18 protein-coding genes and 1 pseudogene are annotated in these 18,663 nt (G+C 31.8%); 6 read left to right on the top strand and 13 right to left on the bottom strand.

The features are described from left to right. Nucleotides 1-35 precede the first annotated feature (35 nt). The 10 genes from C6H31_RS02440 to C6H31_RS02395 form a co-directional block, all read right to left on the bottom strand. Nucleotides 36-884: a 3'(2'),5'-bisphosphate nucleotidase CysQ family protein gene (locus C6H31_RS02440; RefSeq protein WP_104697213.1), complete on the bottom strand. Its 849-nt coding sequence runs from the start codon at nucleotides 882-884 to the stop codon at nucleotides 36-38. Next, the gene (locus C6H31_RS02435; RefSeq protein WP_104697212.1) at nucleotides 877-1,635 is read right to left on the bottom strand and encodes a phosphocholine cytidylyltransferase family protein; all 759 of its coding nucleotides are present in this window, start codon (nucleotides 1,633-1,635) and stop codon (nucleotides 877-879) included. The genes C6H31_RS02440 and C6H31_RS02435 overlap by 8 nt, the downstream gene beginning before the upstream one ends. Next, a complete protein-coding gene (locus tag C6H31_RS02430; protein WP_104697211.1) occupies nucleotides 1,635-2,246 on the bottom strand; it encodes a gamma-glutamyl-CDP-amidate hydrolase in 612 nt (203 codons plus the stop codon). Before C6H31_RS02430 ends, C6H31_RS02435 begins: the two co-directional genes overlap by 1 nt. Further along, nucleotides 2,243-4,576 carry a PEP-utilizing enzyme gene (locus C6H31_RS02425; RefSeq protein ID WP_104697210.1) on the bottom strand — a complete coding sequence of 778 codons (2,334 nt, stop codon included), beginning with the start codon at nucleotides 4,574-4,576 and terminating at the stop codon, nucleotides 2,243-2,245. Before C6H31_RS02425 ends, C6H31_RS02430 begins: the two co-directional genes overlap by 4 nt. Then, nucleotides 4,566-5,357, bottom strand: a complete 792-nt coding sequence (locus C6H31_RS02420) for a class I SAM-dependent methyltransferase (RefSeq protein WP_104697209.1) — start codon at nucleotides 5,355-5,357, stop codon at nucleotides 4,566-4,568. Before C6H31_RS02420 ends, C6H31_RS02425 begins: the two co-directional genes overlap by 11 nt. Before the next feature lie 9 nt (nucleotides 5,358-5,366). Then, the gene (locus tag C6H31_RS02415; RefSeq protein ID WP_104697208.1) at nucleotides 5,367-6,137 is read right to left on the bottom strand and encodes a class I SAM-dependent methyltransferase; all 771 of its coding nucleotides are present in this window, start codon (nucleotides 6,135-6,137) and stop codon (nucleotides 5,367-5,369) included. Beyond that, nucleotides 6,138-7,292 carry a hypothetical protein gene (locus C6H31_RS02410; RefSeq protein ID WP_104697207.1) on the bottom strand — a complete coding sequence of 385 codons (1,155 nt, stop codon included), beginning with the start codon at nucleotides 7,290-7,292 and terminating at the stop codon, nucleotides 6,138-6,140. 1 nt (nucleotide 7,293) lies between these two features. Next, complete coding sequence (locus tag C6H31_RS02405; protein ID WP_158657710.1) at nucleotides 7,294-8,370, bottom strand: hypothetical protein; 1,077 nt, start codon at nucleotides 8,368-8,370, stop codon at nucleotides 7,294-7,296. 190 nt (nucleotides 8,371-8,560) lie between these two features. Continuing rightward, nucleotides 8,561-9,610 (bottom strand): hypothetical protein, encoded by a 1,050-nt coding sequence (locus C6H31_RS02400; RefSeq protein ID WP_158657709.1) that lies wholly within the window; start codon nucleotides 9,608-9,610, stop codon nucleotides 8,561-8,563. A 131-nt stretch (nucleotides 9,611-9,741) separates the two neighbouring features. Next, nucleotides 9,742-10,290, bottom strand: a complete 549-nt coding sequence (locus C6H31_RS02395; protein WP_104697204.1) for an adenylyl-sulfate kinase — start codon at nucleotides 10,288-10,290, stop codon at nucleotides 9,742-9,744. 595 nt (nucleotides 10,291-10,885) lie between these two features. On the opposite strand from C6H31_RS02395, the gene C6H31_RS02390 reads away from it, so the two are divergent. The 6 genes and pseudogenes from C6H31_RS02390 to C6H31_RS02370 all read left to right on the top strand — a co-directional run bounded on the left by C6H31_RS02390 (nucleotide 10,886) and on the right by C6H31_RS02370 (nucleotide 15,760). Then, on the top strand, nucleotides 10,886-11,917 hold the full coding sequence (locus C6H31_RS02390) for a D-alanine--D-alanine ligase (RefSeq protein WP_104697203.1): 1,032 nt from the start codon (nucleotides 10,886-10,888) through the stop codon (nucleotides 11,915-11,917). 19 nt (nucleotides 11,918-11,936) lie between these two features. Next, nucleotides 11,937-12,632, top strand: a pseudogene (locus C6H31_RS02385) (alpha/beta fold hydrolase); the annotation flags it as partial. Between the two features lie 18 nt (nucleotides 12,633-12,650). Then, nucleotides 12,651-12,926 (top strand): acylphosphatase, encoded by a 276-nt coding sequence (locus C6H31_RS07060; protein ID WP_324726551.1) that lies wholly within the window; start codon nucleotides 12,651-12,653, stop codon nucleotides 12,924-12,926. A gap of 3 nt (nucleotides 12,927-12,929) precedes the next feature. Then, the gene (locus C6H31_RS02380) at nucleotides 12,930-14,420 is read left to right on the top strand and encodes a Mur ligase family protein (RefSeq protein ID WP_104697201.1); all 1,491 of its coding nucleotides are present in this window, start codon (nucleotides 12,930-12,932) and stop codon (nucleotides 14,418-14,420) included. 9 nt (nucleotides 14,421-14,429) lie between these two features. Beyond that, nucleotides 14,430-14,930, top strand: coding sequence for an HIT family protein (locus tag C6H31_RS02375; protein ID WP_104697200.1), 501 nt, complete (start codon nucleotides 14,430-14,432; stop codon nucleotides 14,928-14,930). Further along, nucleotides 14,927-15,760: an ankyrin repeat domain-containing protein gene (locus C6H31_RS02370; RefSeq protein WP_104697199.1), complete on the top strand. Its 834-nt coding sequence runs from the start codon at nucleotides 14,927-14,929 to the stop codon at nucleotides 15,758-15,760. The genes C6H31_RS02375 and C6H31_RS02370 overlap by 4 nt, the downstream gene beginning before the upstream one ends. Before the next feature lie 51 nt (nucleotides 15,761-15,811). Here C6H31_RS02370 and xseA read toward each other — a convergent pair whose 3' ends face one another. Genes xseA through pgsA form a run of 3 tightly spaced genes read right to left on the bottom strand, consistent with a single transcriptional unit; the run spans nucleotide 15,812 to nucleotide 18,650 of the window. After that, nucleotides 15,812-17,074 (bottom strand): exodeoxyribonuclease VII large subunit, encoded by a 1,263-nt coding sequence (gene xseA / locus C6H31_RS02365; RefSeq protein ID WP_104697198.1) that lies wholly within the window; start codon nucleotides 17,072-17,074, stop codon nucleotides 15,812-15,814. Next, entirely contained in the window at nucleotides 17,071-18,126 is a 1,056-nt protein-coding gene (gene rseP / locus C6H31_RS02360) for an RIP metalloprotease RseP (protein WP_104697197.1), read from the bottom strand. Before rseP ends, xseA begins: the two co-directional genes overlap by 4 nt. Continuing rightward, a complete protein-coding gene (gene pgsA / locus C6H31_RS02355; protein WP_104697196.1) occupies nucleotides 18,126-18,650 on the bottom strand; it encodes a CDP-diacylglycerol--glycerol-3-phosphate 3-phosphatidyltransferase in 525 nt (174 codons plus the stop codon). The genes rseP and pgsA overlap by 1 nt, the downstream gene beginning before the upstream one ends. Nucleotides 18,651-18,663 lie beyond the last annotated feature (13 nt).

Here is an 18,663-nt window from a genome sequence, read left to right as displayed (position 1 = left end):
ATACAATCCTAATGCTTACTCTTCACTGGGCTACTCTAACAAAAAAAACCTAAATTTCCCTTGAAATCTGTATAAATCCTCTCTAGTAGCTCTTCATTGCCATCTAAAACTCTTTTCCCAAATGCAATAAAGTTATTATTTTTCAAGCTTTTTTTATTATATTCTAGAGGTTGTTTTGTTGTAGCATCTAAGATCATTCCCCCTGCTTCCTGCAAGATAATATCTCCAGCAGCTACATCCCATTCTTTGGTTCCTACAAATCTTGGATAAAGATCTGCACTACCCTCTGCTAGTGCACAAAATTTTAATGCACTCCCTATCTTTAGCATTTCTAGCCCATAATATTGAAAAAAGTCTTTGGTATCTTGGGAATCATGATGGATAGAACCACAAGCAATAAATTTTAAATCCATTGCTTCTGGTAGTGCTATTTTAGTATTTTGCAACCTCTCAATATTCTTTTTTTGGCACTCTTTAATCTTATAGGCTCCATATTGTTTTAGCCCAATATAAGCAATATCTTTACTAGGAGCATATATCACCCCTAAAATAGGTCTATTATGATGAATTAAAGCAATATTTACCGCAAAACTTCCATTTTGTGCCAAAAAATCCTTGGTTCCATCCAATGGATCTACAAGCCAGTAGCTCTCTAATTGGCTTCTCTTTTCATATGGCAAAATAGATTCTTCAGAACAAATGGGATCATGACTAAACTTCCCCAATTCCTTGATAATAACCTCATTTGCTACCTTATCTGCTTGTGTAACAGGGCTTAAATCCTCTTTATATTCAAAAACATTACTGCCATAAAATGACATGATCTCTCTACCCGCTTTTATTGCAACTTCCACTACTTGAAAAAGTAATTTTTCTTCAATCATATTCTAATTTTAAATCCTCCATGCTATCAATCTCAAACCATCCTCCATTTATATAAAGAGGTTCAATATTTGCATAACAATCAATAATCTTTTGCAAAAAACTTGTCATAAACATATTATTAAAATCTTTCCCATCATAAAGGGCTTTTTTATCCAATGCATCATAAAGCATAATCATCTTATCTAAGAAATTAAATGAAACCCTAAAAATCCCCATATATTGGCCTTGTATCTCATCATAGCTACTTGCTTTCTTGCCAATTTCAATAATCTTTCCATGATGTATTTTTAAAGTTTCTGCATCATCTAAAGGATTTATAAATCTTTTATTCCAAAGCTCCCTCCATTTTGTATTTACAGCTAAACTAACTTCTCCTTTAGATTCACAAATTTTTTGCAAAGTCTCTAAAGTAAAAACAATGTCTGCATAACTGATTATAAGATCTTCTTTTTCTTTGATACATTCTTCTAAAAAACTTCTTGCACAAAATAAAGTATAAACCATGTTGGTAGTATTAAAATTCTTATTCTCATAAAACCTTTGAATCCTATGCTTTGTATAGTTTTGCAAAACATCAAATTGATATCCCCCAACAAGCGCAATTTGATGGATTCTTTTTTCTTTTGCAAAAACTTCAAGCAGATAATCAATCAAAGGCTTATCTTTATAAGGCACCATACACTTTGGAATACTGCTTGTCAAAGGCATCAATCGACTACCCATCCCAGCTGCTAAAATCAATGCTCTCATCAAAATCCTTTTTCTATAGCTTCTAAAAATTTCTTCCACATCATTTGTGAAGGATATGACATTTCTTTCTCGCGCTCCATATGCCACAACATGCCAAAAATAGGATGTGAGTGACTACAAAAAGCTTCAATACTTCCATCTTCTGCTTGGGCTAATATTTCAAAATTCTCAAGAGAAGTAATTGCATAATTATGATAAGAATTTACTTTATATTGTTTTTTAAGAAAAGTAATTAGATGCTCTTTAGTGTGCGTTGATGTCTGATTAAAATCTCCACAAAAATATTTGGCAATGATTTGTGCTCCCCTACAAACTCCAAGCAAAGGAATATGTCTTTGAAGACAAATCTCAATGATTTGCCTTTCATAATCATCCCTCATCTTAGATAATTGATCAGGATTTAAACAAAAAAGATCATTGCCCCCACTTAAAATCACACCACTTAGATATGGGACATACTCAAGAAAATCTATCTCTATGCTTAAAGCCAAGGGAATAAAATTGGTTTTGTTTCTAAAGAAAACTCCCCAATCTATTGCAAGAGCCTCTCTAATCTCTTTATATTCTGCATGTTCAATCAATCGTTGAGAAATCCCTATCATCTTTTTCATAGAAATAAAATTTGCTCACTTTCACAATCAATACAAATTTGCTTAACTTGGAGGCATTTTTTAAAGATTTCTTCCCCAACACCAATAACAGCAGGGATGGAGAGTTCTGAAGCTCTGATAGCCATATGAGAGTTTGCACCTCCATAACATGTAATAAACCCAGCTATATCCTTAGAAAATAAATAATCATATCCTGGATCTGCTGCATAAATTAAAACTATTTTTCCTTGAAAATCTTTATCTTTCTCTGTTGCAACAGGTGCAGACACAACTTTTTGCGTAATAAAATTAGGATTACTGCCTCGCGATAAAAAAGAAAAAATATCTTCTTGCCTGCATAATAGCGATGGTAATTTGATCGCCAAGGTATGCTGATATTCCACTTTATTATTTTCTATCTCTGATAGGATTCTATCCCTTGGATTTTGTGAATAAAAAGAAGCATATAAATCTAATATTACTTTGATATCCACATGTGCCATATCCTCTATGCCAATTTGATAATACCCCCCAAGTTCTGCAATAAGCTTGATAGCTTGTGATAGTAATTTACTAAATTCAAACTTTGCAAACTCTCTTCCCTCAATTGCTCTTCTTATAAAAAGTAGAAAGTTGTTTGCATCTATAGCAATCCCTCTTTCATTTAATAATTTTTCTAGCTGTTCCAACCTCTTATCATCTAACTCAAATTCATGCAAGATAGGATCTTTAATCTCTTCTCCTAAATTAAAATAAAAGTCAAAGTCCTCATCATATCTTGGAGAGAGAATATTATAAGTTCCTGCCCTTAGATGGCCGTATTCTTCTAAAAATTTTTCTTTATTCTCTAGGGTAAGATTTGCAATATCCCTCCCAAGTTGCTTGGCTTTGGTATTTAAAGAATTTAAAAAGCTCATTCTTTCTTCTTTACTAAAAAAACCAATGTCTACTAGAGAATTTAAAAGCTGCATCGCCACAAAGCCAGCCCTTGCAATCCCTGCAAAAGGCAAGGTCCCATACCGCTTACAATTTTCTATGAGCCAATAAATTTTATCAATGCATGAAAGATGACTTCTTGAAATATCTAAGAAAATATCTTTTAACAAATCAATCTTTGCTAAATCCTTTAAATATAGGCCATTTTTGGGATGTATGATATTGTTAGTAATTTCTAAAAGTGTGTTTTTAATTTCTGAAATCTCTTCTGGAGTGAAACCATAGTTTAATAACTTATTTAAACGATCTTGGATACTAAAATCATAACAAGAAAACACAATATCAAATTCAATCTTATCATGCAAATAAGGTTTAGATATCAAGCAATCCATATAATATTCCACAAGCTTTTGTGCGATATTTTTTGATAATTTCTTAGGAATAAAGGAATTAAAAGATAATCGCACATCAATATAAGGGATTCCACAAAATGAATGCATCAAAGGATGCGATCTTAATTTTCTATAGCCGTAGTTATCTCTCTGGTATGCCCAAATATTATCAGTAACAATCTCCTTATAGAGACTCAACGCCAATCTTTTTGGCCTAAGTCCTATAATTTCTGCTGGATTCCAGTCAGGCATTACCCCAAAAATAGTCTTTGAACCCAAAACATCACTATGACAAAACTGCAATGAATTAAATCTTTTAGCCAGTCTTGTTAGCATCTTTTGAGTGATAAGAGAGGAAAAATCTTGCTTCTTTGCTACTACCAAAGGTCTTACTTGCAATAAAAAGAGTTTTTCCTCATCATCATTCTTAGAATAAGCAAACTCAATATCTAAAGCTTTATAATTAAAAATTTCTTCTAGTTCTAATAGCAATACAATAATCTGTCTTAATTTTTTATCAGAGGGAAGTGGAGCATCACGAAAATGCGTAAGAGTTAAAAGCTGAGTAGAACTGCCATCAGTTACAGAACTATTTGAACCACTCTCATCATATTGAATGCAAAAATAAGGCGAAAGATTATCTTTATCCACACTGAAAGCCACACCACATTGAGTGATCTCTTCTAGCATTGGCTGAATTAAAATTTCATCTTTAGCATCAAGCCTATCTGCTACTTCATGCAATGCGGATAATAGGGCTTTAGTATCATTACTTTCAATATTTATAAGACTTAAAAATGCACCTGCATTGGAATTTTCCTTACAATCTTCAGAAAATGAAGAACTCCTGATAATAACTTTTTGATCCTTAAAGACACTCTGTATTTTTTCAATTGTTTTGGCTTCAAAAACTTCTTTAACCTCCAAAATCAATAGAGGTAAAATTTCTGCATTTTTTAGAAGTGGAATTAGCTTTTGTAAATTCCTTGCCTTGGTTTCAAAAGATATCTGATTATTTCCCATTTTTTATTTTCTTTGCACTCCAACATCTTGTTGTATATTTAATATCAAACTCACTGGGAAGTTCTTTTGTCATCTTTTGAGTGATTTTCTCAAATAAAGCTCTCCCCTCTTCTGTTTGCAAATCCCAATAAGGATTTTTTACACTCTTCCATGCTGATATATAATTTTCTAGTGTTTGATGAAAAGAAAAGTCTTGTTCAATAAATAAAATATCACCAAAAAGATGCTGATGTTCTTCAATAATACTGCGTTGCTCTTCTCTTCTTACTCCACGCGTATAATGTGGGATAAAAGATAAAATTATCTCTTCTACGAGTTTTTGGATGGGATCCTCTAGATCTCTATGATTCCACATACAAGAAAAGATGCCCTCATCTCTTAAAATTCTATAAGTCTCAAGTAATGCAAGATGTCTATCCATTACATTAAAGCTACTTCCAAAACTTACCCAATCAAAACTTTCAGAGTCTAAGGTTGTTTCAATACCCGTAGCACGAACCCATGTAATATTTTCACTTTTTGCTTTAGTCCTCTCAATACCTATCTCCCGCATTGCATCATTTGGCTCAACTCCCACAACCTGACAGCCATTTTCAAGCAACATAAGACTTAAATTACCTGTCCCAGCCCCTATGTCAGCTACTTTTATCTGTTGTTTCTTACAATGATATTTTACATATTCAGTAAGCATAGCAATTGCACTTGGTGCATAATTTGGTCTATACTCATAAAACTTTGCATGACTTGTATAATCCCATTTTTTCTCCACAATTTTTTTCATTATTATCCCCTATTTATCGTTTTTTACAGTCCAAGCTCGAATCTTATATGGAATTTCTATTAGATCAAGATGACTGATTTTTTTCTCTATCATGGCCATAATCTCTTTCCATCTCTCCTCTCCTGCTTGAGCCTGTATATCATTTACAGAATGCCAAGCACCAAGATACCTGTCTTTATCCATTATCTCCATATAATCACATTCCATAAAAAAACAGTCTTTAAAATTTCCTGTAGAGACTAATATCTCCTCCCATTTCTTTACATTTTGACCTCCACTGCTTACACGGTTTAACTCTGGAACAATGCGTTTGATCTCTTGCTCTATTTCATCAAAAATAGATCCAGATACTATATTTCTTGGATTCCAAATAGCAGTAAAATACCCTTCTGGCTTTAAAATTCTTGAAAATTCTGGTAAAGATAATTGTGGATCTGTCCAGTGAAACGAACTAGCCATTATTACCCAATCCGCAACACTATTTTCCACCCCAGTGTTTTCTCCGCTTCCCTTCTGCCACCTTACAAGAGGCCCCTGGACATTTTTACATCCCTCTGAGCGCATATTATCATTGGGTTCTATAGCTGTAACACATAAGCCATGATCTATTAGCAATTGTGTTAATTTGCCAGTTCCTGCACCTACTTCTATGACTCTTAAGTCCTCTGTATCTTTTTTACCATCTTTTATACAACACAACAGTTTCTGAAGTAACATTGTGCTATAAGCAGGCCTATTGTGATAATACTGTGCCACTTGTGTAAAATCGCCTTGTTTCATTTAATTCCTTTCTATATCAAGATTAAAAAAATGTAAGAATCTCTCTGTGTATTTAAAAGTTTTTAAGATATCCATTCTATCTTTTCTTAAACACTCCAACTCTCCATGTATTTTTAAAGCAATATCTTTAGAAATATGTCTAAATTTCTCCTCAAATAATATCTCTAAAATTTGCTCCTCATTTAACATCAATTGTTGATGTTCTTCCAAAACCTCTAAAATATAATCAAGAACCTCTTTTGCTTTTAATTCAACATCATTAAGATTAGCTACAACCTCGCCTTTTTCATGATTTAGTTTTGCAAGATATACAGGATAATTCTCATATCCTCTTACACTTAAATCTTTTATTTTTTGAATCTTATAGTCCCTGTCTTTAAAAATAGAACGTTTATCAAAAAGCATATCTATTTCACAGTGTCTTTTCTCTCTCCCCTCAATAAATAAACCAAACTCATTACCATTAACTTCAAAAATATATGGAAAGGCTCTTGGAAATGCTGTTCCCTTAAGAACAGATTTTTCTTTTGATAATTCAATGTGTTTATAGCCAAAACGATCTGCAAAATCATTGAGCGTATTTTGCAAATTATCCTGTCCAATTGAATCTTGAGTAAGATAAGTTATATCTGAAGTAATATGCTGAACACTCTTTTGCATAGAGGTAAAACAAAACATCAGATAGGATAAATCCCTTATTACATGAATTAATATTTTTTCTCTATTCTCTTGCATTTGAGTAGTAGAAAAGGAGTGTAGCAACTCAACGTTGTAGCAGGACTTGACCACACTAATAGGATCTCTTACAATCTGATATACCGGAACTCTAAATTTCAATGTACTTAAAACTTGTCTAACAAAGCTATTATTCAATGTTTTCTCTATAACAATCCCATCAAAATTTTCATGAAAAACAAAAGGATATATTAAATCATATGCAAAAATTTCTCTTGGTTTTGCCCCCATCATATCCAAATAAGACATGAAGGCCTGTAATCCCAACCCATGACCTCCAAGTAAAATATATGCATATCGTTTTTTAAATGGCATGAGATTTGTATAACTAATCAAATACTGCAGAGAAGCATTATCAGACAATACCTTAAACCAATTTCTTCCAAATTTCTTTCTTAGGATTTGCTTTACTATTTGCATTCTATCCCCTGTTTAAATCAATACCAAAAGAACTTAGGAATCTCTTAGAGTAGCTAAATGTATCTAATAAATCTGGTCTTTCTTTTCGGATATAAAAACATTCTTGGTGAATTTTTTGTGCTACTTTCAAGCCAAAATCTTTACAGTCTGGAGAAGTTAATAACCCTATGATTTCCTCTTCATTTAAAATTAAAGTCTTATGTTTTTGCAATGATGTAAGCACATAATCAATGTATTCTCTAGCTTTTTTCTCTACCTCAAACAATACTCCCTCTCCTACCTCTTGATAATCTAACCTTAAAATTTGTAGCGGAAACTCTTCATACCCAGGAACAATTATTGTTTTAACACAAGGATATCTCTTATTTAAAACTTTAAATTTTTTCTCAACAAAAGTATCCTTATCCATTTCTTTACTTCCATTATCCCTACCTTCCATAGTTAAAACAAAGCTTTTATTTTGAAATTGAAAAAAATGAGGAAAGGCTCTAGGAAATGTTGTTCCCTTCAAAACAGATATACTCTTTGATAATTCAATGTGTTTATAGCCCAAACGATCTGCAAAATCATTGAGCGTATTTTGCAAATTATCCTGTCCAATTGAATCTTGAGTAAGATAAGTTACATCTAAAATTAAGTGTTTTACACTATTCCTCATTGAAGCAAAGTGAAACATTAGATGTGGTGTCTTACTTAATATCTCAATTAAAAGGCTTGCCATATCATCTTTTGTATTTATAACAGAAATACGATGAAAACAAGATGCATTAACACAACTTTTAATTACGCTAATAGGATCTCTTATAATTTGATAACAAGGAACCCTTAGTGTCAGTCGAGAAATAACTCTGTTTGCAACCTTATTTTGCACATCCTTATCAAAAACTAAACCATCAAAACTCTTATAAAAATAAAAAGGAGGGATGATTTCATACCAAAAGATTTGTTTAGGCTTGGCACCAATTTTTTCAAGATAAAAAATGGTAGAAGCAAGCCCCATACCATGCCCACCAAGAAGAAGATATTTATAAGATTCTCTAAGCAATAAGCAATTAACAAAAGTTAATAAATATCGCATTGGCCATATCTTAGAGAAAATAGTTCCCCAATGACCACCACGAAATAACCTAACAAAGCTTTTTACTCTTTTCACCATTTTTGTCCGAAACTAATTTACTATTTTTTCATTCTAACACAATAAAGTCACTTTGCCTATAGAGGATAGGCACATTAAATGTTTTATGCCAAAAACCTAATCATTTAATATTTTAATCATTACATTCTCTACATAAATCAATACCAAAAGAACTTAGGAATCTCTTAGAGTAGCTAAATGTATCTAATAAATCTGGTCTTTCTTTTCGGATATAAAAACATTCTTGGTGAATTTTTTGTGCTACTTTCAAGCCAAAATCTTTACAGTCTGGAGAAGTTAATAACCCTATGATTTCCTCTTCATTTAAAATTAAAGTCTTATGTTTTTGCAATGATGTAAGCACATAATCAATGTATTCTCTAGCTTTTTTCTCTACCTCAAACAATACTCCCTCTCCTACCTCTTGATAATCTAACCTTAAAATTTGTAGCGGAAACTCTTCATACCCAGGAACAATTATTGTTTTAACACAAGGATATCTCTTATTTAAAACTTTAAATTTTTTCTCAACAAAAGTTCCCGCATCCATCTCTTTAGATTTTCCAATACGACTCTCTTCAGTCAATACAAAACACCGCTGTTCTACTTCAAAGAAATGGGGAAAGGCTCTAAGAAATGTTGCTCCTTTAAAAATAGATTTTTTTTCTAAAACATTTATTTTTTTATAGCCCAAACGATCTGCAAAATCATTGAGCGTATTTTGCAAATTATCCTGTCCAATTGAATCTTGAGTAAGATAAGTTACATCTAAAATTAAGTGTTTTACACTATTCCTCATTGAAGCAAAGTGAAACATTAGATGGGGGATATCAAGTAAAACGCGGAAAAATAACCCTTTCATATCATCTTTTGAGTGCACCATAGAAATATGTTGAAAGCAGGCTACGTTAACACAGCTTCTAATAATACTAATAGGATCTTTTATAATCTGATAAAATGGAACCTTTAAAGTCAAGCTCCGCAAAATATAATTTGCAACTTTGTTTTTTATTTCCCGATCTAAAACCACCCCATAAAAATCATTATAAAAACAAAAAAAAGGAATTACCTCACCCTTAAAAATCCACTTTGGTTTTGCTTTAATTTTTTCAAGATAAAAACTCAAAGATGCCAACCCCATACCATGGCCACCAAGCAGGAAGTATTGATATTTCTTACGCAATGGAAAATAATTTGTACTAGTTATTAAGTATTTTATTATCAAGATTTTAGAAGAAATAGTTGTCCAATGCCCGCCCCTAACTAATCTGTAAAAACTTTTTGCCTTCCTTATAAAAAATCTGAATTTATACATCAGTTAAAAACACTACTGTTCTTTTGCAATAAAAATTGCATTATTGTTTGAATATTATTGTCCAAATCTTCAGGAGTATTATTAACCACTATCAGATCAGCTTTTGGGTAATCATATTGGATATCAATTCCAACAACATTTTGGATTTTTTTATTTTGAGAACCAGAATACAACCCTTTTTGATCCCTTCTTTTTAATTCCTCTAGTTCGCAATCCACAAAAATTTCATTATAGTTACTAAACAATTGACGATTAAAGTCATATACCTCATTAAAAAGAGAAATTGTAGAAACAAGAACAATCATACCCTGATTGGCTAAGAAATTTGCCATTAAAGCCCTTTTTTTAGCCATTTGTATCCTTGAATTCTTATCATAATTAAAGTACCCTAATATATCTCTTAACTCATCACCATCCAAATAAATAACATTATCTTTTTTTTGTAAAAAAATCTGCTGCAATGCTCTTGCAATAGTGCTTTTTCCACTCCCAGCAAGCCCACATATCCAAACAACAGCTCCTCTTTTTTGTAGTAAATCTTTTTGCATTCTTTTAACTCACATTTCCTTTATATCTATTAGTCTCTCATTTTACTAATTTTTTATCTAAGCTCTTCACTTACATTTAATATTTTAAGTTTTAAAAAGTAAAATCAGAAATCAACCATACCTCTGTTATCCAAAATCCATTTAAGTCTTGGACCTTGTATTTTTTTGTCAAGTTGACTAAGATATCCTAATACTATCTCTTTAGAACTAACCAAGTTATTAATTTTTACATAAAAAGTAATAAAATAAATGGTTAGACATCACTTATATCTAAGGACTGTATAAAGACATTAAGCAAAGATGTTTGGTCTTCTCAATGCAATAAATCCATTGTCTTATTAGACTTTCTTTTTATAGATATTGTCAGTGCTAAAATTTAAGCCATTAATTAGAATTATGGCATAGCTATAAAATAATTGTTTTTATACCCAACTGATTAAAATTACCTAATTACAGCTACAAGAGGGATTTATTTTATTAGAATTAATTTTAAATAAACCCCATATAGAATCTGCTGATTCATAAATTCTTTGGCATTTTTTTGCTAAGCTTTTCATTCTAAAAGAAGGTTAATAAACTAATGAAAGGAAATGTAATGCGTATTGGTATTTTGTTTGGTGGAGTAAGCTGGGAACATGAGATAAGTATCGTAAGTGCAATCACCTTAAAAAAAGTTTTAAATTTTAAAAATATTTCTTTTATTTTTCTAGATAAAAATCACAATTTTTATGAAATAGAATCAGAAGCTATGCACGCAGGTTTTTTTACATCAACAGAATACATAAAATGTAGTCACTTAGGTGTAGATAATCGGGGGTTTTTTAAAACTTCTTTCTTTAGCAAAAAATATCTAGAAATAGATCTTATTATTAACCTTATCCACGGGGCAGATGGAGAAGATGGAACAATTGCCTCCTTGCTTGATTTTTATCAGATTCCATTTATTGGTCCTAGAATGGAAGCAAGTGTCTTGAGTTTTAACAAACATTACACAAAACTTTTTGCACAATCTAGAGGTGTTCCTATGTTACCATTTGAGATATTAGAAGAGAAAAGTAAAAGAGAAACCTCACTTCAGCTTCCGCTTATTGTCAAACCTTCTCGATTAGGAAGCTCTATAGGCGTAAATATTGTTAGAGATTTAAAAGAATTTAACTATGCATTAGATTGTGCTTTTGAGTATGATAAAGAGGTGATTCTTGAACCATTTGTTGAGGGCGTAAAAGAATATAATCTTGCAGGATACAAAGCCAAAGATTTTGTTTTTTCTATAATCGAGGAACCAAAGAAAAAAGATTTCTTGAATTTTGAAAATAAATATCTTGATTTTTCAAGGGATGAAAAAACAGAAGATGCGGATATTCCACAAGCAATTGCTGAAAAAATGAGAGAAAGCTTTAAGAAAATTTATGAAAACTGTTTTGAAGGGGCTTTAATACGCTGTGACTTCTTTGTTATAGATGGAGAAGTATTTCTTAATGAAATCAATCCCATTCCAGGAAGTATGGCAAACTACCTTTTTAAAGACTTTAATAGAGCAATTACTGAGCTTTATGAAAATCTACCTAGAAAGAAAACCATCCCTATTGATTATCAGTATATTAAAAAGATTCAAAAAGCAAAATAGGATTTAAACAGGATTTTAAATGGCAAAGAAAACTATTTTTTACCAAGAAAACCACTTTGAGATTGCCTATGATTATATTGATAATAAGGCCAGTGAAAATATAGTTTTTTTGCATGGCTGGGGAAGCAACAAAGAAATTATGCAAATTGCTTTTAAAGCACACTTTAGAAATTTTAATCATTTCTATATTGATTTACCTGGTTTTGGGAGGAGTTTTAATGACAAGCCACTCTTCACAAAAGACTATGCAAAAATTCTTGAATTTTTTTTCTCCAGCCTTGAACTCTATCCAAGTGTAATTGTTGGACATAGTTTTGGTGGCAAGGTAGCAGTGCTTCTAGAAAAAGATGTCATTTTACTGAGCACTGCAGGTATTTTAGAACCCAAACCTCTAAAAATAAAATTAAAAATCTTATTTGCAAAATTCCTCAAAAAACTACCTATCAAATTTGGCACTAATTTCTTACGTAGTCAAGATGCAAACAACCTTAATGAAGGAATGTATCAAACCTTTAAGAATGTAGTTGATGAAGATTTTAGTGAGATTTTTGCAAAATTTAGCAAAAAGGCTACCATCTTTTGGGGTATAAATGACAAGGCAACAAGCTTAGATTCTGGAAAGAAAATTTCAAAACTTATAAAAAATAGTCGATTCTTTGAACTTAAAGGGGATCATTACTTCTTTTTAGAACAGGGAGGGGAGATTGATAGACTTTTTTGTAAGGGTTTTTTTATGAAGCAAACGATGCATATTCTTGTATATGGTGTTGTCCAGGGAGTGGGATATAGAAAATTTGTCAAAAATAAAGCAGAAGATCTTGGAATTAAGGGAAGTGTGGAAAATCTTGAGGATTTTAGTGTAGAGATTTATGCAAATGGGGAATTTGAAATTTTAGAGTCTTTTATATCCTTACTAAGAATTGGTCCTCAAAATGCAATTGTGGAAGATATAAAAACTTCAGTTGTCTCTAGAAGAGATTTTAAAGATTTCTCTATCTTAAGGAAGTAATTTATGAACTATTTGATGCTCCTTGAATCTATTGTCAGCTGGATTTTTATTTTTTCGCTGAGTTTTTATCTTATAACAAACTTACAGTGGTATAACTATAGTCTTTATAGAGTATTTACTAAACACCATAAGTGGACTTGGCATATTTCTTTTTTCTTTTTGCCACTTGCACTATTTATGGGAGTTGTCATTAGCAAATCCATCATTGCTCTGGGTATTTTTTGCGCCCTATTGATTTTGCTTTATGTTCCATTTCTAATACTCTGGTATTTAAAATTGGATAAAAAACTAAATTTTACCCAGCGCGTAACTAGATTCTTTATTATTCTCACATTATTTTTAATCCTGCACCAAACACTCTTTATATTTTTTAACCATTCTTGGTTTTTTTTCTGCTCTTTTATCTTAACTCTACCCTTTAGTATCCTAAGCTCAAACTTATATGAATGGATTTTATTCAATCGCTTCTATAAACTTGCAAAACTAAAATTAGGAAAGCTTAAGCAATTGCAGATTATTGCTATTACAGGTAGCTTTGGTAAAACAAGTATAAAAAATTTTTTAAATCAGATTCTCTCTAGCAAGTATAATGTCTATGCCACACCTAGAAGTATCAATACAATAAAAGGAATTGTAAGTGATATTAATTCAAATTTAAAAGAAGATATAGAAATTTATATCGCAGAGGCTGGGGCAAGACAAAAGGGAGATATCGCTGAAATTGCTACTTTGTTAAATCATCAATATGCGGTTATTGGAGAGATTGGTGAGCAACATTTAGAATACTTTAAGAATACTCAAAATATTCTTGAAACAAAATTTGAACTTTTAAAAAGTAAAAGATTAAAAAAAGCCTTCTTTTATAAAGAAAATACGCTTCCTCAAGATCTTGCACAAGAATCAAGAAATCTTCTTTCTACCTATCCAAAAAATATTAAAAATATCCAATCGACTCTAGAAAATACATCTTTTGAGCTTGAAATTAAGGGGATTTATCACAAGTTTGAAACAACAATTCTAGGAACCTTTAATATTTCTAATCTTAGTGCAGCAATAATGTTGGCCTATGAACTTGGAGTCAAGATAGAATCTATCCAAAAAGTTGTTGCTACTATGCAACCCATTCCTCATAGGCTTCAAAAAATAATAGCTGGGGGTAAGATTATTCTTGATGATAGCTTTAATGGAAACCTCAAAGGTATGCTAGAAGCAATTAGGCTTTCTAGCTTACATAATGGTAGAAAGGTTATTATCACACCTGGACTTGTGGAAAGTAATAATGAACGAAACATCCAACTTGCCAAGACCATAGATTCTGTTTTTGATCTAGTAATTATCACGGGAGATCTTAATTCAAAAATACTTTCACAATATATCAATAAACCTCAAAAAATTGTTTTAAAAGATAAAAGTCAGCTAGAGAATATTTTGCTTACTTCAACATACAAAGGTGATTTATTGCTTTTTGCAAATGATGCGCCAAACTTTATTTAGGAAAATAATATGGAAAGAATATATGCACCTTGGAGGAATGAATATCTTCATAAAAAATCTGATGAGTGTGTCTTTTGTAGTATTTCTAAAAATCCAGAAGATGATACAAAAAACTATGTATTTTATCGTGATGAAAAATGTTATGGTGTAATGAATCTTTACCCCTATATCACAGGGCATATACTTCTTATTCCCCATTATCATACCGATGATCCTAAAAATCTTGAATCCGAAATTTGGCTACATCTTTACAAGGTTGCTCAAAGGGCTATTTCTATGCTTTATGATTTTGGAGCAGAAGGAATTAATATGGGAATGAATATTAAAAAAGAGGGTGGAGCTGGAATACCAGAACATTTGCACCTCCATTTGCTACCTCGATATAATGGCGATACTAATTTTGTGACAAGTATCATGAATCACAGAATCTATAGTGCTAATTTTGATGAGATTTACAAAAAAATACAAACTCTTGCTAAGCTTCACCTCAAAAAGGAGTTTTTTATATGAAAAAATTGCTATTCTTCTTTCTTTTTCCCTATTTGGTTCTTGCCAATCAATATGATTCTCTACTCTTTAGTAATAATTACACAGATGTAAGAAAAGGTATTGATTTGGGTGCAAATGTCAATGCAGTTTTGAGAGGCAGTACTCCAATCTATGATGCTTCTAGAAAAAATAATGTAGAAATTCTTTATCTACTAATTAATCGTGGAGCAGATGTAAATAAAATATGCCATGGTGAAACTCCTCTTCACAAAGTTGTACAGTTTGGGAATCAAAAGTTTGCTCAAGCACTTCTTAAAGCAGGTGCTAAACCAAATATCAAAGATAGTATTCGTGGTAATACTCCCCTGCACTATGCTGTAGGTCGCAATGATAAAGCAATGATTGCACTTTTAATGAATTATGGTGCTGATATGTATATTGAAAACAATATGGGTGATGTTCCTGCTCGTTTTGTATTCTCCAAGGTTCAAATCCCTGCAATGAGAGTTCAGAACAAGCAAATAACTCTTGCTAGCAGTGCCTTTTCTCTAAGTCAAGGAGCTGTTGGAGTCAGTATAAGTAATTCTACAAATACCTTTATTACAATTACAACAGTAGCACTTTATGTAAATGGAAATCTCATTTCTGAAATTGAGGTCAATAAATCTTTAGCCCCACGATCTAGTTCTGGGATTGGAAGTTTGCCAATCACAAGAGAAGCTTATAAAAGTGTGTCTTTATCAAGAAATGGAAATGCTAAGGTAAAATACGGATTTGCTGTCAAATACACTATTGATGGTAGCTCCAAAACACTTTATGAAACAACAAAAACAGACCTAAAGGTTTGGTGAAGCAATAAGTTTGACTGCACAATAATCCCAACTTGGTATTAAAGGATTTGATTAAGAGTTTGTTTTTACTCTTTGTACAATTGCATCCACTTGCGTATCTGTGCTAACAATTTCAATCAGATCATTTTGCTTTAGTTTATTTAAGGGCACTACTTTATCCTGATAGATAATCTGTGCATACCCATTACGACATAAGTTATCAAGATTTTTACCCTCAAGCTTTGCTTTAGCTTCCTTATAAATCAAATCTTTTTTAAATAAAAAAGATTTGATAGCATTATCTAAATAGTCCTGTAGCAATTGAGTATTCTTTTTTACTAAAATATTTTCCATCTTTAAAGAAATCATTTTATGCAATTCCTCAAGCACTTTTTTATTATTTTGAAACTTATTTTCAAATTTATATTGATTGAGAAAAAAGAGATAATCTTGAAGTTGTTTTTGGAAAGGAACAAAAAATTTCTGCACTTGAGATAAAAGATCATTGTGTATTGAATCAAGGTTTAAGAACCATGTGTTTTTATCTGGTAAAACTTTTTCCATTGCTGCAGATGGAGTGGGTACTCTCAAATCTGCAACAAAATCACTAATCACATAATCAATTTCATGTCCTATGGCAGAAACAATAGGAGTATTTGCATCAAAAATAGCTTGTGCAACCACTTCTTCATTAAAGGCCCACAAATCCTCTAAACTACCCCCTCCTCTTGCAAGAACGATAACATCAAATGCTTCGCTAGTCCCAAAAAAACTATCAGCTATTTTAATACTTTGAACAATGCTTTCTTTTGCTCCATCCCCTTGTACTAAAGTATTAATATTGACAAGTTTTACTAGATTCCATCTACTTTGTGCAACATGGAGCATATCCTGCAATGCAGCACCTGTTTTTGAAGTAATCAATGCAATTTTTTTTGGAAATTTTGGTAATTGTTTTTTAAATCGAGAATCAAAAAATCCTCTTTCTTGAAGCTTTTGTTTTAGTTGTTCAAATGCAAAATGAAGATCTCCATACCCACTTGGCTCAATACTAGAACAAACAACCTGATATTCCCCTCTAGGGACATAAACGCTAACGGCCCCTTTAAGCAAAATTTTTTGATTATTTTGTAAATCAAATTTCAATTTAGAGACATTGCCTCTAAACATTACACAGCGGATAGAAGAATTCTCATCTTTAATACTAAAATAGTAATGCCCACTACTATGTTTAGTGAGATTACTCACCTCTCCTTCTACCAATACTTCAACAAAAGTACTCTCAATCAAAGATTGTATTTGTGCATTTAAAATACTAACACTAAGGGGTTTCAAGGGTTTATTAACCTCATAATATCATTTCTTAGTCCCAAAAACATGAGTGAAAGCAAAATAAGCCATCCTGTCAAGGTAAGATAATACTTCATCTTTTCACCAATCTTTTTTCTTGTAATCATTTCATAAAGATTAAAAATTATTTGTCCTCCATCCAACGCTGGAATAGGGAACAAGTTTAAGATGCCAAGATTGACAGAAATAAGTCCCACCCACAACAACAATAATACAAACCCCTCTTGACTTGCTTGGGCAATCCTATCTACTATCATTATGGGACCACCCACCTCCTTGAGAGGAACAATGCCAACAATTAATTTTTGTACCCCCAATAAAATCATTTTGCTGGATTGGAAAACTTGCTCATAACCATAAATTAGAGAGTCTAAAAAATCGAACCTAACAATTCCTATTTCATTTTTTGGGAGAATCCCAATTAAGCCCTTATTAATCTTCTCATTAAAAATATTAACGCTCTCTTGCATACTTGGCAAAATATCAAACTCCAATATTCTGTCATCACGGAGAATCTTAAGATGAAGCAATTCCCCTTTTGATACCATCTGACTTAAGTCATTCCAAGTATTTATTTTTTTAGAATTAGCCTCAATTACTCTATCTCCTTTTAAAATTCCTGCCTCAAATGCAGGCATATCTTTTTTTACTTCTCCAATAATAGGTAAATATGTGTTAAACCCAATTTTTGCTACACAAACAAATAAAATAAATGCAAGAATAAAATTAAATAAAGGCCCTGCAAACAAAATTAGAATCTTAACAAAAGGAGGCTTAGTGCTATAGCTATCATTATCTTCACTTTGCTCCCTCCTTGTATCTAAATCATTCTGTCCCTTAAGCTTAACATAACCCCCTAGGGGAATTAGTGATAAGGCATATAGAGTATTTCCAATTTTTTTACTTAAAATTTTAGTCCCAAAACCAATACTAAATACCTCAACACGAACTCCAAACACTCTTGCTATGAGAAAATGCCCCAATTCGTGAAAAAATACCAAGAACGAAAGAATCAAAAAAGCAGATAATAAATGCACTACTTAACACTCTTATAATAGCGTAACGCGTAATCCAAACCAGAATAAAGCGTAACTATTGTAGCAATCCACAATAAAACCATTCCTCCCTCTAAATCTAAAAGTAAAAAAGAGATCGCAACGACTTGCAAAACAGTTTTAAACTTGCCTAAAAAGCTGGCTTTTACACTCTGTTTTGTACTTGCTACAACAACTCTTAGTCCTGTAATAAAAAACTCTCTACTTAGAATTAAAAATACAGCCCAAGGGTTTGCACCTTGCATTACCAAAAGCCCAACAAAAGCAGCCAAAATAAGCATCTTATCAGCTAATGGATCAAATACTTCTCCAAATACAGAAACTAGATGATATCTTCTTGCTAAAAAACCATCAAAAAAATCTGTAATAGAAGCAATAACAAAAATCAAAAAGGCATAGATACAAGGATTTTGTATGCCTAGATCTGCGCCATTGATAAGAACAATTAATAAAAGTATGGATGATAAAATTCGGACAGTGGTTAAAATATTAGGCAGATTTTTCACACCCAACTCTTGA

The organism is Helicobacter sp. 'house sparrow 1', assembly GCF_900199585.1.
Classification (GTDB): domain Bacteria; phylum Campylobacterota; class Campylobacteria; order Campylobacterales; family Helicobacteraceae; genus Helicobacter_H.
The sequence above is the reverse complement of the archived record's forward strand: the minus strand, read 5'-3'. Positions and strand labels throughout refer to the sequence as shown.